The sequence below is a fragment of the Actinomadura meridiana genome (assembly GCF_039537545.1).
GTDB lineage: Bacteria > Actinomycetota > Actinomycetes > Streptosporangiales > Streptosporangiaceae > Spirillospora > Spirillospora meridiana.
This window is the reverse complement of sequence record NZ_BAABAS010000019.1, coordinates 152,307-174,324: the sequence shown is the minus strand read 5'-3', so window position 1 is coordinate 174,324 and position 22,018 is coordinate 152,307. Positions and strand designations below refer to the sequence as shown.

Genomic DNA, 22,018 nt, shown 5'->3' with positions numbered 1-22,018 from the left:
ATCGCGTTCGACGACGGGCGTTCGGTCCTGCGGACCCAGCCCAAGGCCACAGGACCGAACATCCCCTTCTGGGCGCCCCCGGTGTGAGCGGGCGGGCATGTGCCCGGCCGCTCACACCAAGGACGGTGGCGGTTACTGGATGCCGCCGCCGAGGTTGAACCACTGTGACCAGCCTTCACTGGCCCTCCACCGAAGCTGGTACAGGTTGTTGTTGGCGCCCCGGGCGAACACGTGCAGCTCGCTGCCGCCGGGCCGCCAGGCCGCGCCCGGGCCGGACGTCAGCCCGCCGCCGAGGTTGACCCAGTCGGTCCAGGTGCCGCCGTCGTTCCAGTACTTCTGGTAGAGGTTGGCGTTGCCGCCCCGGACGAACACGTCGAGCCGGGTGGAGCCGCGCCACGTGGCGACCGGCCCGGACGTGAGGCCGCCACCCAGGTCGAACCACTGTGACCAGCCCTCACTGGCCCGCCACCGCAACTGGTCGAGGTTGAGGTTCGCGCCACGCGCGAACACGTGCACCTCCTCGGTGTCGGGACGCCAGGCCGCGCCCGGCCCGGAGGTCAGCGCGCCGCCGAGGTTGTACCAGTCGGTCCAACCGCCCTTCGCGGTCCAGTACTTCTGGAAGAGGTCGTTGTTGGCGCCCCGGGCGAAAACGTCCAGGCGGTCGGGGCCATGCCAGCTCGCGCTCGGCCCGGACGTGAGCCCGCCGCCGAGGTTGAACCACTGTGACCAACCTTCACTGGCTCTCCACCGAAGCTGGTACAGGTTGTCGTTCCCGCCGCGCACGAACACGTGAAGCTCATCGTCGCCCGCGCGCCACACCGCCGTGATCTGGCCCGACGTGAGGCCGCCGCCGAGGTTGACCCAGTCGGACCAGCCTCCGTTCGCCGTCCAGTACTTCTGGTACAGGTTGTTGTTGCCGCCCCGGACGAACACGTCGAGCCGGTTGCCGTTGTGCTGCCACGTGACGGCGGGAACGATGTCCTCGTCCGCCCGCAGATACGAGCCGGTGGGCTTGGTGTTGGACGCGGTCTGCGCCGACGCCTGGACCGAGACCACGAACTGCGCCGACAGGACGAGCATTACGGCCGTCCAGAACGCGGCCAATTGACGAATCAGCATGGGTCGATGGATTCTCACACGTCCCCCTGGGAGCGATTAATGGGGAGCGAAACCCACATTCAGGACGTGCTCGAGAAGCCGCACGATCGTCGTGTGGGTCTCCGGATGCCAGCGATTGCACCACCCCGAGGGGACAGAAGCGAGGAGAGTGGATGACTTTGACCCAAAGCGGTCAAATCGGGTGAAATAACGTGAATCTCGGTCACTCTCGGGAACCGATCATGTCGGCGGGACGGCCGCGCAGCGCCATCCGCACCGCCGCCTCCGTCGCCAGGAAAGTCGTCCCCACCGCGACACCCAGCACCGCCAGATAACCGGCGACCGGCACATGGGGCGTCCCCAACCGCGTCATGCCCGACGTGAACGCCGACAGGACGACCAGCCCCAGCACTGAACCGAGCACCATCGCGATGACCGCGACCACCCCCGACTCCCACCGGGTCATCCGCAACACCTGCCGCCGGGTGGTGCCGACCAGCCGCAGCAGCGCGAACTCGCGGGCCCGGTCCGTCGTGGCCATGACCAGGGTGTTCACCACGGCAATGGCGGTGAACGCGATCACGAGCCCCATCGCGAGGTACTGGACCCGCCGGTTGGCGCGCTGCTGCGCCGCCTGCTCAGCCCGCACCTCCCCACGGTCGGCCACCCGGACACCAGGAAGGTCGCGGACGGCCGCAGCCAGATTCCGCCGCACGTCCTTGGCCCCCGGCTCCGCCCTCACCAGCACTGACGTGTTCAGCGAGTTGTCCACGTGCGGCGCGACCACATCGCGGGGGAGGGTCACGTCGGCGAACCCCAGCTGGAGTGCGTAGATCGTTACCACCTTCGGAGAGACCAACGTCCCGTCCCCGAGCCGCATCCTGAACGTGTCGCCGACCGCGACCTGGGCGCGCGAGGCGCCGTTGCCGCTCAACGCGACGGTCCCAGGCCCGAGCCGCGCCAGAGAGCCGGACGTGGTCCGCAGATCCATCGTCTTCGTCAGCCCCTCGGGCGTGACCCCCTGAACGGTGTACTTCCCGAGCCCCAGGCCGCGCCCGTTGGTCTCGACCACCTCCGTGACCGCCTCCACGCCCGCGACCCGCCGTGCCGCGTCGGCCGCCGCGCCCGGCACCCCGGGCGCGTCCGCCGTCAGCACGTACTGCGCGGTGATCCCCTCCCGTTTCTCCTGCTCAGCCGCGTGCCCAAGGGTCGTCTGGGCGAACAGAATGGTCCCGCTCATGGTGACCGCCAGGCAGAGGGGCGTGACGACCGACGCCAACCGCCGCGACGCCGCGACCGTGTTGGCCGCCGCGAGATATCCGCCCGCCGGAGACAACAGCCTCAGCGGGACGCCCAACGCTCGAGCCGACATCGCGGTGATCACCGGCCCCAGCAGAGCGACCGTCGTGACCCAGAGCAGCGCGGCCAGGAACGTGACCGGCGTCGCGGCCGGTTCCGTGGACAGCCCGCCCAGCACCACGGTCACCACGACCGAACCGGCCAGACACACCGCCCCGGCCACCAGCCGCGCGATCCCCGGGCGCGACGGCTCGATCGCCGCCTCCCCGAGCGCCTCCGTCGGACGGATCATCGCGATCCGCCGACTGGAGATCCGCGCCGCACCCCACGCGGCCAGCGTCGTCGCGCCGACCGCCGCGAACATCGGGAACGGTCCGACCGACAGGTCCAGCACGTCCGGGATCGCCCCCGCCTCCACGAACCGAGCCCGCAGCCACCGCGCCACCGCGACGCTCGCGACACACCCCGGCACGCTCGCCGCCACGCCGACCAGCACGGCCTCCCGTCCGATGAGCCGCCGGACCTGCCTCGGCGTCGCCGCCACCGCCCGCAGCAACGCGATCTCCCGATGCCGCTGCCGGACCGACAACCCGAACGTCCCGACGACCACCAGAATCGCGACGAGCAACGAGGTGGCGCCGAGCGTGCCGCTCAGGCTGAGCAGCATGACCTGGGCCTTCGCGGCGTCGAGGAACTCCAGCCGCCCCCGGTCATCTCCGGTGTAGACCTTCGCGCCGGTCCCGGCGACGGCTTTTCGTGCGCTGTCCGCCAGCGTCGCGGCATCGGTGTGCGCGTCCGGGACCAGGCCGATCGCCGACAGCCGTCCCGACCGCGCGGCCAGCCGGTCAGCCTCAGCAGCGGTGAAGAACACGGCGGCCTGACGCTTCAGCCCACCGTCCGCGATCCCTGACACCCGGTAGACGCCAGGCGACGAGGCGGACCGCACGGTCACGGTGTCACCGGGCTTGATCCCGCTCCGCCGCGCCAACGCCGCGTCCACGACGATCTCGTTCTGCCCACCGGGCGCGTGCCCGGCGGTCAGCCTGAAGGGAGTGAGCGCGGCCGACGACCAGCCGTGCCCCCACGAGTCAGACCCGTCCGGGCCGCCGAGAGTACGGCCGTCCTTGACGACATAAGCCGGGAACGACACCTCGCGGATCACCGCCCGCGCACCCCGGACCGAGCCCAGCCGCTCCGCGACGTCCGCCGAAACCCCGACGTGCTCGCCCAGCGGCTTCGACTTCATCTTCTCCTTGCCGTCTTTCTTCTTCTTGACGGCGTGCGCGTTCTGGTCACCGGCGACCACCACCGGCGTCCCCGCGTACCGTTCGGGCGGGATGCCGCCGCGCAGCCCGGTCTCCAGCAGCATGCCGCAGGCGCCGACAAGAGCGGCGGCGAAGAACAGCGCGACGAACGCACCGGCGAACCCGGCCTTCCGCGTGCGCAGCGTGGCCAGTGCCAGGGACAGCATCAGCCACGCACCTCCAGCCGCGTCATGTGCTCGGCGATCCGGTCGGCGCCCGGCTCGGTCATCTCGTCCACGATCCGGCCATCGGTGAGGAAGAGCACGCTGTCGGCGTACGAAGCGGCGACGGGATCGTGCGTGACCATGACGACGGTCTGGCCCGTCTCGTCCACGACGGAACGCAACAGCGTCAGGATCCGCTGGGCGGTGCGGACGTCGAGCGCGCCCGTCGGCTCGTCCGCGAACAGGACATCCGGCCGGGTCACCAGCGCGCGGGCGATCGCCACCCGCTGCTGCTGCCCGCCCGACAACTGGGCGGGACGGTGCCCCAGCCGATCCGCGAGCCCCAACCGGTCGACGACCTCGCGTCGCCAGCCCCGCTCGGCCCGAGTGCCCGACAACCGGCCGGGCAGGTCGATGTTCTGCTGGACGGTCAACGACGACACCAGGTTGAACGACTGGAACACGAACCCGACCCGGCTGCGCCGCAACTCGGTCAGCTTGGTCTCGTTCAGCCCGGCGAGGCTCACACCACCGAGATGCACAACACCCGATGTGGGACGGTCCAACCCCGCCGCACAGTGCAGAAACGTGCTCTTACCGGAACCCGAGGGCCCCATAACCGCGGTGAAGCTGCCGCGACGAATGTCCAAAGTGACGTTGTCAAGCGCGGTCACGGCACCCGGACCGCGACCATAAGTCTTGGTCACCGCGTCCAACCTGGAGGCCAGGCCGGTCTCAGCGGAAACCCGGCTCTTGTCGAAAGGCAAGGGATAAGCTCCGATTCACTGGAAGAGGCGTTGAGCGAGCCGCCCGCGAAGGGCGGAGACGTGTCGTCCAGGGGCCGCCGAGTTGCCGCTCGGCGGCCCGCTGTGTCGGGGGGATCGGCCGGTCAGTCCACCCCTTCCTGCTCGTCGTCCTCCGTCATCGCGGGGAACGCGAAGAAACGGGTCAACATCGTGCGCGCGCCTGGCGGTGTCTCGTCGTCCGGGCGCTTGTAGCGGTTGAGGAGCCGGATGTACTCCTCGAAGAACTCGCGCAGTTCGTCCAGCGTGACCCGGATCGACCCGCGCGAGTGGGGGAGTGCGTCCGACCAGGCGCCCAGGTCGTCCCGCCGCTCCTGGAACCGCAGCAGCTCCGCGAGGTCATCGGCGATCTCCAGCCGGACCATCTCGTCGAGGACGGCCCGCATCTCCTCGCTCTGCCGCGTGCGCGGCGGAATCCGCAGGTCGCGCATCGGCGCCTGCCACCACCGCTCCCGCCCATGCCCGCGTCCGGCCGACTCCTCGACGAACCCGAACTTGGCCAGCTCCCGCAGGTGATAACTGGTCGCCCCGGTGTTGAGCCCGAGGGCCCGCGCCAACGTCGCCGACGTCGCCGGACCGTGCAGGCCCAGATGCTGAAGGATGCGCTGGCGCCTCGGATGCGCCAGCGCCTTGAGCGCGTCCAGGTCGGTGATCTCCAACGGGGCCATGAGTGCACAATAAGTTGTGCACAGACGATTGTGCAACCCGTCAGGGACGGATCTCGAACCACACCGCGTGCCCCTCGCCCCGCTCCTTGACCCCCCACGACGTGGCCAGAAACGACACGATGAGCAGCCCCCGCCCGCAGGTCGCCGCCTCGTCCGCCGTCGCCAGATGCGGGACGGACGTGGCCCCACCATCGTCGATGACCTCGATGCGGACGATCCGCTCCGAGTGGCTGACCTCCACCCGGATTTGCCCGTCCCGTCCGGACTCCGTGTACAGCAGCGCGTTCGACACCAACTCGCTCATGCAGAGGGTGGCGTCGGTCAGCGCCGGGTGTAGGCCCAACACGTCCTCAAGCCACTGCCGCGCATGCCGCACCGCCCGCTTCATCCCCGGCAGCAGAAGCACGTCGAACTTCATGGTCGGCACCGTCACTACTTCACTCCCTCCGGAGAACTGTGTCCGAAAAGAATGAGCTGGCCGTGTGACCTCAAGGGATGCGGTCACGCCCCTCGTCCCGAGGTCCCCGGGCACAAGTGCCCCAGTCACTTTTGACTGAGTCACATTGTCCAACCTGGCGAACAACCCTCATGGTGACACAAGGTCAGGCCATGATTACTCCATGGAGAACTCGCAGCGTCCGACCATGCGAAGCCGCAAGCTCGGCGCGATGCTGCGCGAGCTGCGTGAGAGCCGCGACCTCACCCTCCAGAAGGCGGCCCGCCTCCTGAACCGCACCCCGTCCTCCCTGAGCAAGCTGGAAACGGGCAAACGCGGCATCCGCCGCCCCGCCCTGGAACACATGCTCGACCGCTACGACCTCACCGACCCCACCCACCGCCAAACCCTCTACGAACTCGCCCGCGACGCAAAGAAGGAAGGATGGTGGCTCCGCTACCAGGGCAGGCTCTCACCGTCGATGCTGGACTACATCTCGCTGGAAGCTGAGGCCACTTCAGTAAGGTCTCACCAACTTCACCTCATACCAGGACTGCTTCAGATCAAGCCGTATGCTCGCGCGGTCTTCGAATGTGAAGTTACGCAGGGAGAGGCATCCGACTTCGATGGTCTCGCTGATATCCGAATGCGCCGTCAACAAATCCTCTTTGGTGAGGATCCGCCGCATTTCTGGGCCATCATGAGTGAGGGGGCGCTGCGTCAACAGTTCGGAGGGCCTGCGGTTATGAAAGAGCAGCTCGGTCGTCTGATCGAGCTTTCGCGGCTGCCAAACATAACCCTTCAAGTGCTGCCCTTCGCCGTTGGTGGTCACGCTGGCCTCAACGGTTCCTTCACCATGTTGACCACTAACGATCTGTCTGTGGTCCTTGTGGAGAACCTCAGGACCAGCTGGTACCTGGAGAGCCGGGACGAAATCGCCAGTTACGACATCGTCTTCGATCATCAGAGAGCCACCGCATTCTCGCCATCCGACACCCGATCCTTGATCGAACGGCTAGTGTCGGAGCTATGACCACCCAGCAGTATGTTCAATACCCATGGCGTAAGAGCAGTCACAGTGGAAGCAGTGGGACTGAGTGCGTTGAGGTCGCGACACTTTGGCACACGAGCAGTCACAGTGGAAGCGGCGGTACATCGTGTGTGGAGGTCGCCGGATTGACGAGCCAAGGCGTGGCGTTGCGTGATTCCAAGGACGCAGACGGCCCGATGCTCTCCATCGCGCCCGCCGCGTGGGCGTCCCTCCTCACCGACATCAAGGGCGGTTCGCTCGACCTGACCCCCTGACCTCGCAGACCCCCCGGGGGACGGCCGCGTCTGGGCCGTCCCCTCTTGTCTTTCGGTCGCGGAACTCGTGGGTAGGACGATCGCGTCCGATGCGCAAAAGCCGGTGTTGCGGGGAAGAACGAGCCTTGACGGTGACGAGGAGAACGCGGAGGTTGGGTTGGTGGAGGGGCGTGGTGAGTCGCAGCGGGTGGTGATGCCGCCCGCGCAGGCGGGGATCTTCCTCGTGGTGACGGTGCGGCCGGGAGCCGAAGAGACGGTGCGGGAGTTGTTCGCCGACGTCTCCGGGCTGACGAAGTCGGTGGGATTTCGGGTCCCGGACGGGCAGTTGAGCTGCGTGGTCGGGATCGGCGCGGACCTGTGGAGCCGGTTGTTCGGCGTGCCACGTCCCGCCGGGTTGCACCCGTTCCAGGAACTGACCGGGGCGGTCCACCACGCCCCTTCAACACCCGGTGACCTGCTGTTCCACCTGCGGGCGCGGCGCATGGACCTGTGCTTCGAGATGACCGCGCGGCTGCTGGACCGTCTGGCCGGACGGATCGACGTGGCCGACGAGGTGCACGGCTTCAAGTACTTCGACGAGCGGGACCTGCTGGGCTTCGTCGATGGCACCGCGAACCCCGAGGGCGCGGCCGCGGACGCCGCCGTGTTCGTCGGCGACGAGGATCCCGAGTTCGCGGGCGGCAGTTACGTCATCGTCCAGAAGTACCTGCACGACCTGGACGCCTGGAACGCGCTGCCGACCGAGGAGCAGGAGCGGGTGATCGGCCGCAGCAAGCTCAACGACATCGAGATGCCCGACGCGGTCAAGCCCACGAACTCCCACGTCGCGCTGACCACGATCATCGACGGCGAGGGGCGGGAGCACGACATCGTCCGCGACAACATGCCGTTCGGAACGTTCGGAACCGGCGAGTTCGGCACGTACTTCATCGGCTATTCCGCCACTCCGGACGTGACCGAGCAAATGCTGCGGAACATGTTCATCGGAAATCCGCCGGGCAACCACGACCGCATCCTGGACTTCTCCACGGCGGTGACGGGCGGGCTCTTCTTCGTCCCCACCGCGGAATTCCTCGACGACCCGCCCGCGCACGTCGCCGTCCCCCAGGCCACCGCCGCCGAACCGCCGACCGCCGACGACTCGTTGCGGATCGGCAGCCTGAACAGGAGCTCCGCGTCATGAACAACCTGCATCGCGAACTGGCCCCGATCTCCGACGCCGCGTGGACGGACCTGGAGTCCGAAGCCCACCGCACCTTCACCAGCTATGTCGCGGGCCGCCGGGTGGTCGACGTGAGCGAGCCGGGCGGCCCGACCGTCGCCGCCGTAGGCACCGGTCACCAACAACCCGTCGACCCGCCCGCCGAAGGGGTCCTCGCGCACCGGCGCGACGCCCAGCCGCTCATCGAACTGCGGGTACCGTTCACGGTCGATCGTCGCGCCGTGGACTCGGTCGAACGCGGCGCCCAAGACGCCGACTGGCAACCCGTCAAGGACGCCGCCAAGAAGATCGCGTTCACCGAAGACCGAGCGATCTTCCAGGGATTCCCCCAGGGCGGCATCGCGGGATTGGCCCCCAGTAGCTCCAACCCACCCATCACGCTGCCCTCGGACGTCCGAGCCCTCCCCGCCACGGTCGCCCAAGCCATCGCCGCGCTACGCCTGGCCGGTGTCGACGGCCCGTACAACCTCGTGCTGCCCGCCGCCACCTACACGGCCGCCGCCGAATTCAACGATCAGGGCTACCCGGTCTGGAACCACCTCACCCGCCTCGTCCCCGACGACCAGATCATCTGGGCCCCCGCCCTGGGCGGCGCCCTGCTGCTCTCAACCCGGGGTGGCGACCACGAACTACGCCTAGGACAAGACCTGTCAATCGGCTACGAATCCCACGACGCCGAACACATCCAGCTCTACTTCCAGGAAACGCTTACCTTCCTGGTCTTCACCACAGAAGCCAGCGTCGTCCTACGCCAAAGCTAGCCGCCCCACCTCCACAATCCGCAACCCATGAGTTGCACCAACTCCCTTCGAGGTGCTACCGTGCAGTTGCACATCAAGCGACTGTCGAAGGGATGAGAGCCATGGTCACCCAGGACAAGATCGAGCGTGAGATCGTCATCGACGCGCCGGTCAACCGCGTATGGAGCCTGGTCACCGAGCCCGGATGGTGGGTCGGCGACGGGGACCGGACGGGACAACGACGGCGACGCGAAGGCGACCTGGAGCTCGTCGACGACCCGAAGTTCGGAACCTTCCCAGTACGCGTCGAGTCAGTAGAACCGCAGCGATACGCGTCCTACCGCTGGGCCAGCGGATTCCCCGGCCAGACCCCGGCCGAAGACAACTCCACCCTCGTGGAGTTCTGGCTGAGCGAACGAGACGACGGCGGCACCCTCCTACGCGTCGTCGAAAGCGGCTTCGATTCCCTGGCCGTCACCGAAGAGGTCCGCGAACGCTCCGTCGAAGGAAACACCGAAGGCTGGACGGGCCAACTGAACATCCTCAAAACACTCGCGGAACGCGTCAACACATGACCGAAGCCCCCTCAGACCCCAGCGAGATCGGCGCGGTCCTGGTCGCCCTGGCAGACCCCACCCGCCGTATGCTGCTGGACGCCCTAGGCGAGGAAGGCCAGGCCAGCGCGACCACCCTGGCCGCTCGCCTGCCGGTGTCCCGCCAGGCCGTCGTCAAACACCTCCAGATCCTGGAGGAGGCCGGGCTGGTCACCGGCGGCCGCGCGGGCCGCCAGGTCCTGTACACCCCCTGCCCCGCCCCCCTCGACGCCTCAGCCCGCTGGCTAACCGCCCTCGCCACAACCTGGGACCGCCGCCTAACCGCCCTCAAACGCGCCGCCGAGACCCCGAACCAACCCCCGCCCCTCCAAGAAAACCCCTAAAGCCCGCCCCTCCCAGCACACCCATGGCTCGCTCCGCACGGCCCTGGCGCTGGACTCGGCGGTCGTGCCGAACCAGAAACGTCGCTGGCCATGCGATCGCGCTGATGGCCTTATGAGCCACTAATCTGCTTCCGCAGGACCTCAGCGATCGCCAGCGCGATGTCAATCTCGTGCTGGGCAGGCCAACCCTGCGCGACTGGATGCGCGCACTGATTGCGTACTTGTCGGACCCTGATGATGTCCGATCGAGGCAAGCCGGACTTTTCGGTGAGGTAGTCGATGCACCGGTCTGCCTCTGGCGCAAGGCCGCTCAACTCATCCCATGCGGACAAGAGCTGGGCGACCCGAGAATCGGATGGGCGATCACCAGTCGACTTGGCTGCTCGCGGGATGCGTTGCAGAACCCTTAGCAATGCTGCGGCCTGTAGGCTTCCGGCTCGGGCCGCCTTGCCGCATTGTATTTCGGCTGCTGACGGATCTTTCTCGCACAAGTCCCAGGCCACCTGGTAGGCGGCTCCCGGGTGTCCCGCGTCGGCCGCCCGCCGGAACCAATAATCCGCGCCCTCGTGGTCCTGCGAGGACGCCCGGATTGCGCCTAGTTCGAAGGCCGCTTGCTTATGTCCTGCCTCGGCCGCCGTCCGGAACCAGCGTTCAGCCTGCCCTTCAGACGGGTAGAAAGCGGAGACGCCGAGTAGGAATGTCGCCTCGACATCGCCGTTGCCGTGCTCCCATTCTAGTCGTTGCGGAACGTATCGCGATGGTAACGAGCTGGGTTTACCGCTACATGCCAGGACATAGCAGTAAATTTGGTCTCGTAGTCGCCGTTTGTGTGGGGACCACCGGCTGCCGAACCCAGTCGGCCTAGCGTTGGGTCCAGTCTGCTCCGAGAGGGTGTCGAACAAGTCGTTCACCTCGCGCAGCCATCCTCTGGCGCCGCGTAGAAAGCCATCGCGATCATACAGAGATGCGCGCTCTTGGAGCAGCCTGGCCAGCTGATACCCGGCAAGCGGGTCACCCGCCTCGAAAGCTGCCCTTAGACCGTGCTCGGTCTCGACCACTTTGGGATCCCAGCCAAGCAACTGACCAAGCTCGCGGGCGAAACTAGCGTTCATTCCACGGATACCGCTCCGCCACCATTTCATGGCGGGGCGCAGTACCTCATCTGAAGCCATCCACTTCTGGAATAACTCGTCCACGCTGGCCACCGGAGCGCTGGCTAGCAAGACACCGAGGACTACCGCCGCTGCGCGGTGACCACTCTCTGCGGCCTCACGGTAGCACCGCTTGGCGTTCTCTAGATCGCCCTGCGCCTCATAGGACTGCGCTCGCCGAAACATGTCCACGCCGCGTGGCTTACCATCAGCATCTTGCCCCATGCATCAAATATGCCAGAGGCAGACCCGCTTGATTACCCTATCCCAACATCCGGTGCCATCGACGCCCTGGGCTTCGGCCCGACCGAAAGCCAGGCCTTGGCCGTCGTTGGACGCCCCCGCCGTTAGCGCACTGACTCACGACGGTCTATCCCGCTGTCGGCTGCTGCGGGCTGGACGGTGCCGGGCAGGACGAGATCTGGAGCCGACAGCAACTGGCCACCAGTTTTGTTCTCTCCCATCGTTGCCGTGAACGCCTTTCCGAGCAGGTCAAGGGCAGCGCTGGTGACGAGGGCGCGGCCGCTCGGACGATCTCGGCGCCGGGAGGGTGGATCGTCGAAAGCGTCACCACGTCCGGCGAGATTCACGACCGCGTAGTTGGCGAGACCGCCGCCGACTTGTTCGGCTTGTCCTGACGGTTGGATGGACGGTGACATCCGTTTCCATCACTGGAGATCTAATGGCGGAGCCTGTGGGGGACGTTCGGACGACTCGTCGCGCGCTGTTGAGCCGTCTGCTTCCCGATGACAAGCCAGATGATCTCGCTGTGCGTCAGGGGCAGTTTCACGTCGTGGTCATTGGCTCGGACCGCGTCGTGTGTTTGCCCCGTACTCGCGCGGCGGCCGACCGCTTGCCCGAGCGGGCGGTCATGCTGCACGCGCTCGCGAGGCTCGATCTCGGCTTCCGCACGCCTGAGCCGCTGGTCCAAGGTGGCGTTGACGAAGCGTCGTTCCTGGTGCTCAGCCGAATTCCCGGGGAACCGCTGGAGACCGGCGTCCTCGACGATGCCCGGGTGGCCGAGAGCGTTGCGGCGCAGTACGTCGCGCTGCTGTCTGGTTTGGGTCGTGCAGGTACCGACGAGACGGTACGGGCGGTTCTCTCCCAGGCGCCAGAGGACCGGTGGCGGCTGTTCGCGGAGGACGTGCGGGCGGAGTTGTTCCAGCTCATGTCCGGCAGCGGGCGTTTACGGGCTGAACGAGAAATCGCCGTGTTCGATTTTCGCGGTGCGGATCTGCGGAACGCGGATCCCCGGACCCGCTTGGAGGATCTCGACGGTGTCCGCTGGTCGAGCGCCGAGGCGGCTGGTGGTGCGACCCAGTGGCCGCCCGCGGTCCGTGCCGAGGTTATCCAGAATTCGGTTCCGGATGACAAACGGACGCGACCGCGCACGATCAGGGTGTCGCCGTCGTCCCAGTGCTCCTGCTCAAGGAAGGCCATCGATTCCCAGACCTCGCTGAAGCGGGCCAGGAATCGTTCCATTCCGTCTCGGCCTCGCCATGTCCCGGTTCCCGTGAACGGCAGGCCGGGGGCCTGGTGCAGCACCACGTCCGGATGCAGGCATGCGGCGGCCTCGTCGTAGCTCGCCTTTCACCGGACTCGGTTGCGTCATGACCGGGACCCCTCCCGAGTTCGTCCTCCTAACTTGGCGAGATGACCTCAGAGCCGGCGGGTGACGCGGTGGAAGAGGCCGCGAGGTTGAACAATCGCGGTACGGAACTGGTGCGGAAAGGGCGGTATCGGCAAGCGGCCGGTGCCTTCCGGCAGTCCATAGAGGTGAGCCGGGGCTGCGACCATCCGAAGGTCCTGGCGACCGCCCTGGACAACCTGTCGATGACCGCCGCTCGGCTCGGCCAGATCGACAGGGGGCTCGCCGCGCACGAGGAGGCGCTCGAGATCTTCCAGGCGTTGCACGACGTGAGCGGCCAGAGCACCGCGCTGACCAACCTCGCGGCCCTCTGCACCAGGGCGGGCCGCCCGGACGACGCGGTCGCGGCGAACCGGCGGGCCATCGAGGTCAGCCGTCTGGCCGACGACCGGCCGGGCGAGGCCAGGGCCGTCTCGCACCTGGCTCGGGTGCTCGCCACGGGCGGCGATCTCGCGGGCGCCATCCAGTCCCATCGGGACGCCGTCGCGATCTGGCGCGACCTCGGCGACCGGGAGGCTGAGGCAGAGGAGTTGCGGCTCCTGATCGCGAGACTGGCCGCGACGCGGCGGTACGAAGCCGCGCGCGGGGCCGCCGACCAGGCCGTCGCGGTGTTCCGGGAGGTCGGTCGGTTGGCGGACGCCGCCGCCCTCGAACAATGGGTGGAGTCCACCCGGGCGAGGGGCGGGCGGTGGCCGCTGGAGCGTCGCGGGTTCACAGTCGAGCCGAGGGACGCCACGGCACCGGGATGTGTGCCGTTCCTGGCCGCTCTCGGCGCGGTCGCCGCGTTCCTGCTCGACGGCCCGTGGTTCGTGGTGGCCGTCCTGGCCCCGATCGCGGTCATCGGATGGGGGACCTGTCTGACATCCCTCGTCGCGCTGCCCGTGGGCGTGATCGTCATCTGGAAGTGCTGGGGAACGTGGTGGATGGTCGCCGGGCTGGCGCTGCTCGCGTTCGTCCTCACCTCGGCGCGGTTCCGGGCCTACGGGCCCGTCCCCGAGCCGCCGTTCATCATCAGTGCCCGACTGGAGCCGGACGAGACGGACGGGCCGGAGTAGTTCGTCCCGCGAATTGTGTCGGGTTAGGCTGGTCGTGTGGGCGAACAGGTGAACGGGCGTAGCAAGGTCGTGGCGGCGCTGGTGCAGTCCGCCTTTCTGGTGGACGCCGTATATGCGAAGTCGGCTCGGGAGCACGGCATCACGTCGCAGCAGGGCGTCCTGCTGTGCGTGCTGATGTCGCAGCCGCGGGGGATGGGCGAACTGGGGGCGATGCTCGGTCTGGCCAAGTCGAGTTTGACCGGTCTGGTCGATCGGAGCGAACGCAATGGGCTCGTCCAGCGTGAGGCCGATCCGCAGGACATGCGGGCGGTTCGGGTCGCGCTGACCGGACGGGGGAGCAGCCTCGCCGACGAGTTCTACGCCGAGACGTGCCGCCGAGTGGACGAGTTGGCGGCGGGCTTCGGCGACGACGAGCGCGACGTGCTCGCCGGGCTGCTGGGACGGATCGTGTCCGACAACGAGGTTCCGGTCATCTTCATGGAGCCGGGCGAGGAGCCGTTCCTGGCTTGAAGTTCGCGTCACGAACTACTATAGTTCGTGATACGAACTCAATCATGAGAGGGCGGAACAATGTCGCACGACGTCGTCTTCGGGTTCGGCGCGCACAGCGGCTTCGACGACGCGGACGGGCTGCTCCGCATGGTGCGCCGGGCCGACCGTGACGGGCTCGACCACTTCTCGCTGTCCGACCACCCCTACATGGGTGACCGCCTCGACGCCTACGCCACCGTCGGCTTCGTCCTCGGACGGACGGAGCACATCGCGGGCCTCGCCAACGTCACCAACCTGCCGACCCGTCCCGCCCCCATGCTGGCGCGGACCGTCACCTCGCTGTCGGCGCTGTCCGGCGGCCGGATCGTGCTCGGCATGGGCGCGGGCGGCCTCTGGGACCGGATCGTCGACATGGGCGTGGAACGCCTCTCGCCCGGCGCGGCCGTGGAGGCGTTCGAGGAGGCGATCGTCCTGGTCAAGAAGCTGTCGGGCGGCGGGCCTCCGGTCACCCACCGGGGCCGCCACTACCGGGTGGACGAGATCGACCCCGCGCCCGCCCCCGCGCCTCCCGTCTGGACAGGGTCGGTCGGACCGAAGTCCCTGGCCGCGACGGGCCGGGTGGCGGACGGCTGGATCCCCGGCCACGCGGCCGACTGGGCCAGCGACCGGTACCGCGAGTCCCGTCCGATCATCGACGAGGCCGCCGCGTCCGTCGGCCGCGACCCGGCGGAGATCCGCACGATCTTCAACCTGCCGGGACGCATCACCGACCGACCGCTGACCGCGACGAGAAACCGCGCCGTACGCTGGATCGGCGGCTCCGTCGACCAGTGGGTCGAGGAGCTGACCGGGGCCGTCCGCCAGCACGGCGCCTCGGGCTTCACCCTGTTCTCGCAGGGCGGCGCCGCGTCCGACGAGATGTCACTGCGCCGCTGGGCCACGGAGATCGCGCCCGCCGTCCGCGAGGCGACCCTGAAGGGCTAGGCGACCGGGCCGTGGTCGAAGGTGGGGCGCGGCCAGGGCAGCCCACTCGGCTTCGGCGGGGGACCCACCGGGCGGCGCGGCACGCCGAAGCGGTGGACGCCGGGCCGAGCACCGCGCCGCCCACGGCGGCGGCGGTGCTCTCGAGCAGGTCACGGCGGCTGAACGGGACATTCGCGGGCATGAGCGGCTCCTCGGTCGATCTTCATCGAGATACGAACGACGGGCCGCCGGATGGTTCGGCGAGACTCCGCCGAACCCTCAACGGCCTCCGAGCCGGAGGCGGGCGTAGACGTCGCCGGAGCGGCCGCGCGGGCGGATGCGTTCCAGTTGTCGTTCCAGGGTGGCCGCGTCCAGCCATTTCTTGCTGGCGAGTCGCATCGTCTCGATGGGGGAGTAGTTGTAGACGTAGCCCCCGGCTGTCGCGCCCAGGCGTTCCACGATGCGGAGGGCTTCCAGGCCCGCTTCGTGTGCGGACGGGATGTATTCGAACGACAGCGCGGGCACGGGCTGCGTGAGTCCGGCCAGGACGTCTGCCTCGAAACCCTCCACGTCGATCTTGCAGAAGGCGGGGACGCCGTGGGCCGCGATCAGGTCGTCCAGGGTCGTGACGTCCACCTCGACGGAGCGGTCCCAGTTGACGTGGGCGAAGCTCTGGTCCGTCGTGACCGAGTCGATCCAGCCCGGCGACATGGAGGAGACCGTCGGCGTCGCCGAGGAGAGCGCGAGTTTCGCCTGGCCGGGGCGGGCTCCCACCGCCTGCGGGACGATCACGACCTCGCGGTCGCGGCCGTAGAGGAGGCGCAGGACGCGCAGACAGTCGGGCTGCGGCTCGGCCGCGATCACCCGGGCGCCGAGCCCGCGCCAGACGCGCACCCGTCCGCCGACATGGGCGCCGATGTCGAACGCCACGTCGCCCGGCCCGATGAACTCGCCGTACAGGCGGGACGCGCGCCGATGCTTGCCGGGGACGCCGTAGTACATGACGAGCGACCGGGCGATCCCGTAGGCGCGGCTCAGCATTCGCCGACAGTACCGCGCCGACCCCGATTCTTAGCGTCACCTCGGGGAACAGGCCCGAAGTGACCACCAGGCCGTGGACCACTGACCGGTCCGCCCGTTCGGCGTTCGTCCTGCCGCGCGGGCTGCGGGGACGGCTCGCCGCGCGCGTCATGCTGCGGATGAACCGGCAGGACGAGGTGGCGCGGCTGCTCGACGTCCAGCCGGGGGAGCGGGTCCTGGAGATCGGGTACGGGCCGGGCGGGTTGATCAGGCGGCTGTCCGGGTCGGCGGCGGGGCGGGTGTGCGGCGTCGATCCGTCGCCGGAGATGCGCGAGATGGCCCGCGCGCACGCGGCGAACGCCGATCTGCGGCTCGGCACGGCCGAGGACACCGGGTTCGGCGACGCCGAGTTCGACTGCGCGGTCACGGTCAACACCGTGGGGCTGTGGCCGTGCCTGGAACGTGGGCTGGACGAACTTCGCCGTGTCGTCCGTCCCGGCGGGCGTGTCGTGATCGCCTGGCACGGCGGACGGCGACCACCACGGCTCACCCGGCGGTTCCGGCTGCCCGACGATCAGCTACGGCGCATTGAGGACGGCCTGCGCGCCCGGTTCGGCAACGTCGTCCGGCGCGAACTGTCCGATGTGACGGCGTTCGCGGCCGGTGGCCGTCAGGGCTTGCGGGCCAGGCCCCCGTAGATGGACACCTGCGTGTCGTCGACCTGGCGGGCCTCCTCGTCCGGACGCCAGCGGTGGACGGGCACCACGCCCGGTTCGGTCAGCTCCAGACCGTCGAAGAACCGGGTGATCTGCGCCGTGGTGCGCCCCTTGGACTTGATCCCATGTTCGTTGTGCTTCTTCACGGCGTCGCGAACCGGCCCGGCGGCGCTCTCGATGTTGATCGTGGACAGGGCGAGATAGCTGCCGGAGGGAAGCGGTTCCATCAGGCGCCGGACGATGCGCAGTGCCTCGTCGTCGTCCTGCACGAAATGGATCACGGTGAGCAGGCACAGCGCGATCGGGCGGCTCATGTCGAAGGTCTCGCGGACCTCCCGGGAGGCGAGGATCTCGTCCGGTTCGCTCAGGTCGGCCTGGATGTAGCGGGACGTGCCCTCCGACGTGCTGGTGAGCAACGCGCGGGCGTGGACGAGCACGATCGGGTCGTTGTCCACGTACACGATCTTGGCCGTGGGATCGACCGACTGGACGACCTCGTGCAGGTTGGGCGACGTCGGCAGGCCGGTCCCGATGTCCAGGAACTGCCGGACACCGCACTCGGCGGCCAGATGGTGGGCGAGCCTGACCATGAAGTTGCGGCTGGCCCGAATCGACGTCGGCATGTACGGCGCGATCTTGACTATTTCCTCGGCGGCCTCGCGGTCGGCGGCGTAGTTGTCCTTGCCCCCCAGCAGAAAGTCATAGACCCGGGCCGAGTGGGCCACATTGGTCTTCAGGTCCGCGGAACGCGGTTCACTGTCTGCTGTGTCCGGCACGGGCTAGGCTCCCAGTCGGTCGGCGTGCGGTGGCACGTACCACATACTAATGAGCCGGATCACCCCTGGACCCCGTTTGTGGGGGTTGACGGCTCGTTGTGGTCATGCCACCGCCCGCATACGGCTACGACGGGGGCAGCCCCAGGGCGCGGGCGATCAGCATTCGCTGCACTTCAGAGGTGCCTTCCCCCACTTCCAAGATCTTGGCATCCCGGTAGAAACGGCCGACGGCGTATTCGTTCATGAAACCGTAGCCGCCGAAGATCTGCGTGGCGTCGCGGGCGTTGTCCATCGCGGCGTTGGACGCGACCAGCTTGGCGATCGCGGCCTCCTTCTTGAACTTCTCCCCGGCCAGCAGCTTCGCGGCGGCGGCGTAGTAGGCGAGCCGGGCCGTGTGGGCGCGCGTCTCCATGTCGGCGATCTTGAACTGGACGGCCTGGTAGCGGCCGATCTCCTTGCCGAACGCCTCCCGCTCACCGGCGTAGCGGACGCACTCGTCCACGCAGCCCTGGGCGAGACCGACCGACAGCGCGGCGATCGCGATGCGGCCCTCGTCCAGGATCCGCAGGAACTGCGCGTAGCCGCGCCCCCGCTCCCCGACGAGGTTCGCGGCCGGGACCCTGACGTCGTCGAACGACAGCTCGCGGGTGTCGGACGCCGACCAGCCGACCTTCGAGTACTTGCGTCCCACCGTGAACCCGGGGGTGCCGTTCGGGACGATGATCGTGGAGATCTCGCCGTCGCCGGTGAACGCGGTGACGGTCACGAACGCCGTGATGTCGGTGCCGGAGTTGGTGATGAACGCCTTCGACCCGTTGATCACCCACGTGTCGCCGTCGAGACGGGCGGTGGTGCGCATCCCGCCGGGCACGTCGGAGCCGCCGCCCGGTTCCGTCAGCCCGAACCCGGCGAGGTTCTCGCCGGACGTGAGCCTCGGCAGCCAGCGCTCCTTCTGCTCCGCCGACCCGAACCGGTAGATCGGCATCGCGCCGAGCGAGACCCCGGCCTCCAGCGTGATCGCGACGGACGAGTCGACCCGCGCCAGCTCCTCAAGGGCCAGGCACAGCGTGAAGTAGTCCCCGCCCATGCCGCCGTGCTCCTCCGGGAACGGCAGCCCGAACAGGCCCATTTTCCCCATCGCGGCGACGATCTCGTACGGGAACTCGCCGCGCTCGTACAGGTCCCCGATCACCGGGGCGACGGTCTCGCGGGCGAACCGCTCGACCGTGCGCCGCAGCTCCTCCTGCTCCTCGGTGAGCGTGAAGTCGATCATGATGTCTCCGATCCGGGGGACAGGGCCTGGACGACCCGGGACGGGCTGGGACGGCCGAGGTGGCCCGCCATCCAGCGGCTGGTCGCGACGAGCTTGGCGAGATCGACGCCGGTGTCGATGCCGAGGCCGTCCAGCATCCAGACGAGGTCCTCGGTGGGCAGGTTGCCGGTGGCGCTCTCCGCGAACGGGCAGCCGCCGAGGCCGCCCGCCGAGGCGTCCACGACCGTGACCCCGGCGCGCAGCGCGGCCAGCGTGTTGGCGAGGGCCTGCCCGTAGGTGTCGTGGAAGTGGACGGCGAGCCGCTCCGTGCCGACGCCCGTCGCGCCCAGCGCCTCGATCAGCGCGGTGACCCGGCCGGGCGTGCCGACGCCGATCGTGTCGCCGAGGCTGAGCTGCGAGCACCCGAGGTCCATCATGCGGGACGCGACCGACACCACCTGCTCGACCGGCACGTCGCCCTCCCACGGGTCGCCGCACACCATCGACACGTACGCCCGCACCCACAGGCCCTCGGCGAGCGCGCGGTCGACGACGGGCGCGAACATCGCGATGGACTCGTCCACGGTGCGGTTGAGGTTGCGGCGCGCGAACGTCTCGGTGGCGCTCCCGAAGATGGCGATCTCGGTGACCCCGTTGGCGAGCGCCCGCTCAAGCCCCCGCTCGTTCGGCACCAGAACCGGATAACGCAGCTCGGGCGAACGCGGCAGCACGGACAGCAGCTCCTCGGCATCGGCGAGCTGCGGCACCCATTTCGGGTGGACGAAACTGGTCGTCTCGATCGTCCGCAGCCCCGCGTCCGCCAGCCGCGTCACGAACTCGGCCTTCACCCCCGCCGGAACAACGGCCTTCTCGTTCTGAAGCCCGTCCCGAGGCCCCACCTCGTAGATCGACACCTTCTCCGGAAGCCCCGCCAGAGCTGTAGCCATCATGTGCCTCCTTCCTGGGGGGCGACCCCCAGACCCCCGGGAGGGAGCCCCGAAGATCCTCGCTTCGCTGCGGTCATCGGGGCTCCTCGATCACGACAAGGACCGCGTCGAGGGCGACCTGGGCGCCCGCGCGGACCGGCAGGTCCGCCACGACGCCGTCGAGCGGCGCGGTGACCGTGTGCTCCATCTTCATCGCCTCGACGACCACGAGCGGCTGCCCCTTGGTGACCCGGTCGCCCTCCGCCGCCTTGACGGCGAGGACCGTGCCGGGCATCGGGCTGCGCAGCACGCCGTCGCCGGTCGCCTCCGCCGCCGCGCCCTCCGCGCGGACGTGTTCGCCCAGCGCCCACGTGTGCCCGTCGCGCCCGAGCCACAGTGTGCGGCCGTCGCGGGCGGCCTCGAACGAGGTCGTCCTCCCAGCGTAGGTCAGCGTGAACGGCCTGGTCAGCGATGCCGCGACCGGCGGTCCTTCGTCGATCGCGACCTGGGCGGACGCGGCGCGGCCCTGCACTCTGACCTCGATCGGGGTGCCGCCGGACGGGGTGATGATCCATGGCGTCCAGGCGCGGGCGCCGGGGCGCCAGCCGTCCGGGACGTCCCACGGGTCGTCCCCGGCGGACTCCAGGGCCAGCATCCGTTCCAGCGCGGCGGCGGCCAGGACCTCGTCGGGGACGGACGTCCCGGCGGTCAGCTCGTCCAGAGACCGTTCGACCAGGCCCGTGTCGAGATCGCCCGCCACGACGGACGGGTGCCGCAGCAGCGCGCGCAGGAACGCCACGTTCGTCGGCACGCCCAGCAGCGTGTACGAGGCGAGCGCCCGGTCGAGACGGCGCACCGCTCGCGCCCGGTCGGCTCCGTGCACGATCACCTTCGCGAGCATCGGGTCGTACGCCCCGCCGACTTCGGTTCCGGCGTCGAGCCCGGAGTCGACGCGGGCGTTCTCCGGCTCGGTCAGGGCCAGGACGCGGCCGCCGGTCGGGAGGAAGCCGCGTGCGGGGTCTTCGGCGTAGACGCGGGCCTCGATCGCGTGGCCGTCCAGGGTCACGTCGTCCTGGGTGAACGGCAGCGGCTCGCCTGACGCGACCCGGAGCTGGAGTTCGACCAGGTCAAGGCCCGTGACGAGTTCGGTGACGGGGTGCTCGACCTGGAGGCGCGTGTTCATCTCCATGAAGAAGAACTCGCCGGGACGGTCGGCGGAGACGATGTACTCGACCGTCCCGGCGCCCACGTAGCCGACGGCCTGGGCGGCGGCGACGGCGGCGGCGCCCATCCGGTCGCGGGCGGCGGCGTCCAGCAGTGGGGACGGCGCCTCCTCGATGATCTTCTGGTGGCGGCGTTGCAGGCTGCACTCGCGTTCGCCCAGGTGGACGGTGGTGCCGTGGGTGTCGGCGAAGACCTGGATCTCGATGTGCCGGGGGTTCTCGACGAACCGCTCGGCGAGCAGCGTGTCGTCGCCGAACGAGCCGCGCGCCTCGCGCCGGGCGGACGCGATCGCCTCCGGCAGCTCGGTCGCGTCCCGGACGAGCCGCATGCCCTTCCCGCCGCCGCCCGCCGACGGTTTCAGCAGCACCGGGAGCCCGATCTCCAGCGCGGCGGCCTTCAACTCGGCGTCGGACAGGCCCGGCTCGTCCCGTCCGGGGACGACCGGGACACCGGCCGCCGCGACGGTCCGCTTGGCGCGGATCTTGTCGCCCATCGCCTCGATCGCCCCGGCGGGCGGCCCGACGAACACGAGCCCCGCCTCGCCGCACGCCTTCGCGAACGCGGTGTTCTCGGAGAGGAACCCGTACCCCGGATGGACGGCGTCCGCCCCGGCGGCCCGCGCCGCCTCGATCACGGCGTGGATGTCGAGATACGACGGGACGCCGAACGCCTCGTCCGCCTCCCGGACATGGCGGGCGCCCGCGTCGGCCTCGGTGTGGATCGCGACGGCGCGGACGCCGAGCCGCCGCAACGTGCGGAACACGCGGACGGCGATCTCTCCACGGTTCGCGACCAGGACGCTCTCGAACATCAACACCC

General features: G+C 69.1%; 21 protein-coding genes and 2 pseudogenes. 11 read left to right on the top strand and 12 right to left on the bottom strand.

Going from position 1 to position 22,018, the window contains the following annotated elements:
• Positions 1-132: 132 nt before the first annotated feature.
• The 5 genes from ABD808_RS25695 to ABD808_RS25675 form a co-directional block, all read right to left on the bottom strand.
• Complete coding sequence (locus ABD808_RS25695; RefSeq protein ID WP_344901162.1) at positions 133-1,119, bottom strand: PLL family lectin; 987 nt, start codon at positions 1,117-1,119, stop codon at positions 133-135.
• A 202-nt stretch (positions 1,120-1,321) separates the two neighbouring features.
• On the bottom strand, positions 1,322-3,868 hold the full coding sequence (locus ABD808_RS25690; protein ID WP_344901159.1) for an FtsX-like permease family protein: 2,547 nt from the start codon (positions 3,866-3,868) through the stop codon (positions 1,322-1,324).
• On the bottom strand, positions 3,868-4,482 hold the full coding sequence (locus ABD808_RS25685; RefSeq protein WP_344901329.1) for an ABC transporter ATP-binding protein: 615 nt from the start codon (positions 4,480-4,482) through the stop codon (positions 3,868-3,870). Before ABD808_RS25685 ends, ABD808_RS25690 begins: the two co-directional genes overlap by 1 nt.
• 272 nt (positions 4,483-4,754) lie before the next feature.
• Positions 4,755-5,336: an ArsR/SmtB family transcription factor gene (locus tag ABD808_RS25680; RefSeq protein ID WP_344901156.1), complete on the bottom strand. Its 582-nt coding sequence runs from the start codon at positions 5,334-5,336 to the stop codon at positions 4,755-4,757.
• Positions 5,337-5,376: 40 nt separating this feature from the next.
• The gene (locus tag ABD808_RS25675; protein ID WP_344901153.1) at positions 5,377-5,754 is read right to left on the bottom strand and encodes an ATP-binding protein; all 378 of its coding nucleotides are present in this window, start codon (positions 5,752-5,754) and stop codon (positions 5,377-5,379) included.
• Between the two features lie 202 nt (positions 5,755-5,956).
• Here ABD808_RS25675 and ABD808_RS25670 point away from each other — a divergent pair, with 202 nt between their 5' ends.
• The 6 genes from ABD808_RS25670 (at position 5,957) to ABD808_RS25645 (ending at position 9,976) form a co-directional block, all read left to right on the top strand.
• Positions 5,957-6,805 carry a helix-turn-helix domain-containing protein gene (locus tag ABD808_RS25670; RefSeq protein WP_344901150.1) on the top strand — a complete coding sequence of 283 codons (849 nt, stop codon included), beginning with the start codon at positions 5,957-5,959 and terminating at the stop codon, positions 6,803-6,805.
• Complete coding sequence (locus ABD808_RS25665) at positions 6,802-7,077, top strand: DUF397 domain-containing protein (RefSeq protein ID WP_344901147.1); 276 nt, start codon at positions 6,802-6,804, stop codon at positions 7,075-7,077. The genes ABD808_RS25670 and ABD808_RS25665 overlap by 4 nt, the downstream gene beginning before the upstream one ends.
• Before the next feature lie 160 nt (positions 7,078-7,237).
• Entirely contained in the window at positions 7,238-8,260 is a 1,023-nt protein-coding gene (locus tag ABD808_RS25660; protein ID WP_344901144.1) for a Dyp-type peroxidase, read from the top strand.
• Positions 8,257-9,060: a family 1 encapsulin nanocompartment shell protein gene (locus ABD808_RS25655; RefSeq protein ID WP_344901141.1), complete on the top strand. Its 804-nt coding sequence runs from the start codon at positions 8,257-8,259 to the stop codon at positions 9,058-9,060. Before ABD808_RS25660 ends, ABD808_RS25655 begins: the two co-directional genes overlap by 4 nt.
• Positions 9,061-9,152: 92 nt before the next feature.
• Complete coding sequence (locus ABD808_RS25650; protein WP_344901138.1) at positions 9,153-9,614, top strand: SRPBCC domain-containing protein; 462 nt, start codon at positions 9,153-9,155, stop codon at positions 9,612-9,614.
• The gene (locus ABD808_RS25645) at positions 9,611-9,976 is read left to right on the top strand and encodes an ArsR/SmtB family transcription factor (protein ID WP_344901135.1); all 366 of its coding nucleotides are present in this window, start codon (positions 9,611-9,613) and stop codon (positions 9,974-9,976) included. The genes ABD808_RS25650 and ABD808_RS25645 overlap by 4 nt, the downstream gene beginning before the upstream one ends.
• Before the next feature lie 1,498 nt (positions 9,977-11,474).
• Here ABD808_RS25645 and ABD808_RS25640 read toward each other — a convergent pair.
• Entirely contained in the window at positions 11,475-11,786 is a 312-nt protein-coding gene (locus ABD808_RS25640; RefSeq protein WP_344901133.1) for a hypothetical protein, read from the bottom strand.
• Positions 11,787-11,809: 23 nt separating this feature from the next.
• Here ABD808_RS25640 and ABD808_RS38625 point away from each other — a divergent pair.
• Positions 11,810-12,346: pseudogene (locus ABD808_RS38625) on the top strand (phosphotransferase); the annotation flags it as partial.
• A gap of 188 nt (positions 12,347-12,534) precedes the next feature.
• Here ABD808_RS38625 and ABD808_RS38620 read toward each other — a convergent pair.
• Positions 12,535-12,672 (bottom strand): annotated as a pseudogene (locus ABD808_RS38620) (nuclear transport factor 2 family protein); the annotation flags it as partial.
• Positions 12,673-12,780: 108 nt separating this feature from the next.
• Between ABD808_RS38620 and ABD808_RS25630 the strand changes: the two are divergent.
• Genes ABD808_RS25630 through ABD808_RS25620 form a run of 3 tightly spaced genes read left to right on the top strand, consistent with a single transcriptional unit; the run spans position 12,781 to position 15,306 of the window.
• Complete coding sequence (locus ABD808_RS25630; RefSeq protein WP_344901130.1) at positions 12,781-13,830, top strand: tetratricopeptide repeat protein; 1,050 nt, start codon at positions 12,781-12,783, stop codon at positions 13,828-13,830.
• Positions 13,831-13,866: 36 nt separating this feature from the next.
• Complete coding sequence (locus ABD808_RS25625) at positions 13,867-14,340, top strand: MarR family winged helix-turn-helix transcriptional regulator (protein ID WP_344901127.1); 474 nt, start codon at positions 13,867-13,869, stop codon at positions 14,338-14,340.
• 60 nt (positions 14,341-14,400) lie between these two features.
• A complete protein-coding gene (locus ABD808_RS25620; protein ID WP_344901124.1) occupies positions 14,401-15,306 on the top strand; it encodes an LLM class flavin-dependent oxidoreductase in 906 nt (301 codons plus the stop codon).
• A 258-nt stretch (positions 15,307-15,564) separates the two neighbouring features.
• Here the strand turns inward: ABD808_RS25620 and ABD808_RS25615 are convergent, their stop codons facing one another.
• Positions 15,565-16,326 carry an FkbM family methyltransferase gene (locus ABD808_RS25615; protein ID WP_344901121.1) on the bottom strand — a complete coding sequence of 254 codons (762 nt, stop codon included), beginning with the start codon at positions 16,324-16,326 and terminating at the stop codon, positions 15,565-15,567.
• A gap of 59 nt (positions 16,327-16,385) precedes the next feature.
• On the opposite strand from ABD808_RS25615, the gene ABD808_RS25610 reads away from it, so the two are divergent.
• Complete coding sequence (locus ABD808_RS25610) at positions 16,386-17,003, top strand: class I SAM-dependent methyltransferase (protein WP_344901118.1); 618 nt, start codon at positions 16,386-16,388, stop codon at positions 17,001-17,003.
• On the opposite strand, the gene ABD808_RS25605 is transcribed toward ABD808_RS25610, so the two are convergent.
• From ABD808_RS25605 to ABD808_RS25590, 4 genes are all read right to left on the bottom strand, one after another.
• Complete coding sequence (locus ABD808_RS25605; protein ID WP_344901115.1) at positions 16,976-17,797, bottom strand: SAM-dependent methyltransferase; 822 nt, start codon at positions 17,795-17,797, stop codon at positions 16,976-16,978. The genes ABD808_RS25610 and ABD808_RS25605 overlap by 28 nt on opposite strands.
• A gap of 124 nt (positions 17,798-17,921) precedes the next feature.
• Complete coding sequence (locus ABD808_RS25600; protein WP_344901111.1) at positions 17,922-19,070, bottom strand: acyl-CoA dehydrogenase family protein; 1,149 nt, start codon at positions 19,068-19,070, stop codon at positions 17,922-17,924.
• Positions 19,067-19,999, bottom strand: a complete 933-nt coding sequence (locus ABD808_RS25595) for a hydroxymethylglutaryl-CoA lyase (protein WP_344901108.1) — start codon at positions 19,997-19,999, stop codon at positions 19,067-19,069. The genes ABD808_RS25600 and ABD808_RS25595 overlap by 4 nt, the downstream gene beginning before the upstream one ends.
• Positions 20,000-20,069: 70 nt before the next feature.
• Positions 20,070-22,010 (bottom strand): acetyl/propionyl/methylcrotonyl-CoA carboxylase subunit alpha, encoded by a 1,941-nt coding sequence (locus ABD808_RS25590; RefSeq protein WP_344901105.1) that lies wholly within the window; start codon positions 22,008-22,010, stop codon positions 20,070-20,072.
• Positions 22,011-22,018 lie beyond the last annotated feature (8 nt).

Bases quoted from the DNA above. Each gene is read 5' to 3' on its own strand.
- ABD808_RS25595 (WP_344901108.1), bottom strand. From the start codon at position 19,999: ATGATGGCTACAGCTCTGGCGGGGCTTCCGGAGAAGGTGTCGATCTAC.
- ABD808_RS25620 (WP_344901124.1), top strand. From the start codon at position 14,401: ATGTCGCACGACGTCGTCTTCGGGTTCGGCGCGCACAGCGGCTTCGAC.
- ABD808_RS25685 (WP_344901329.1), bottom strand. From the start codon at position 4,482: ATGGGGCCCTCGGGTTCCGGTAAGAGCACGTTTCTGCACTGTGCGGCG.
- ABD808_RS25655 (WP_344901141.1), top strand. From the start codon at position 8,257: ATGAACAACCTGCATCGCGAACTGGCCCCGATCTCCGACGCCGCGTGG.
- ABD808_RS25590 (WP_344901105.1), bottom strand. From the start codon at position 22,010: ATGTTCGAGAGCGTCCTGGTCGCGAACCGTGGAGAGATCGCCGTCCGC.
- ABD808_RS25670 (WP_344901150.1), top strand. From the start codon at position 5,957: ATGGAGAACTCGCAGCGTCCGACCATGCGAAGCCGCAAGCTCGGCGCG.
- ABD808_RS25630 (WP_344901130.1), top strand. From the start codon at position 12,781: ATGACCTCAGAGCCGGCGGGTGACGCGGTGGAAGAGGCCGCGAGGTTG.
- ABD808_RS25645 (WP_344901135.1), top strand. From the start codon at position 9,611: ATGACCGAAGCCCCCTCAGACCCCAGCGAGATCGGCGCGGTCCTGGTC.
- ABD808_RS25690 (WP_344901159.1), bottom strand. From the start codon at position 3,868: ATGCTGTCCCTGGCACTGGCCACGCTGCGCACGCGGAAGGCCGGGTTC.
- ABD808_RS25600 (WP_344901111.1), bottom strand. From the start codon at position 19,070: ATGATCGACTTCACGCTCACCGAGGAGCAGGAGGAGCTGCGGCGCACG.
- ABD808_RS25640 (WP_344901133.1), bottom strand. From the start codon at position 11,786: ATGTCACCGTCCATCCAACCGTCAGGACAAGCCGAACAAGTCGGCGGC.
- ABD808_RS25675 (WP_344901153.1), bottom strand. From the start codon at position 5,754: ATGAAGTTCGACGTGCTTCTGCTGCCGGGGATGAAGCGGGCGGTGCGG.
- ABD808_RS25665 (WP_344901147.1), top strand. From the start codon at position 6,802: ATGACCACCCAGCAGTATGTTCAATACCCATGGCGTAAGAGCAGTCAC.
- ABD808_RS25680 (WP_344901156.1), bottom strand. From the start codon at position 5,336: ATGGCCCCGTTGGAGATCACCGACCTGGACGCGCTCAAGGCGCTGGCG.
- ABD808_RS25650 (WP_344901138.1), top strand. From the start codon at position 9,153: ATGAGAGCCATGGTCACCCAGGACAAGATCGAGCGTGAGATCGTCATC.
- ABD808_RS25615 (WP_344901121.1), bottom strand. From the start codon at position 16,326: ATGCTGAGCCGCGCCTACGGGATCGCCCGGTCGCTCGTCATGTACTAC.
- ABD808_RS25695 (WP_344901162.1), bottom strand. From the start codon at position 1,119: ATGCTGATTCGTCAATTGGCCGCGTTCTGGACGGCCGTAATGCTCGTC.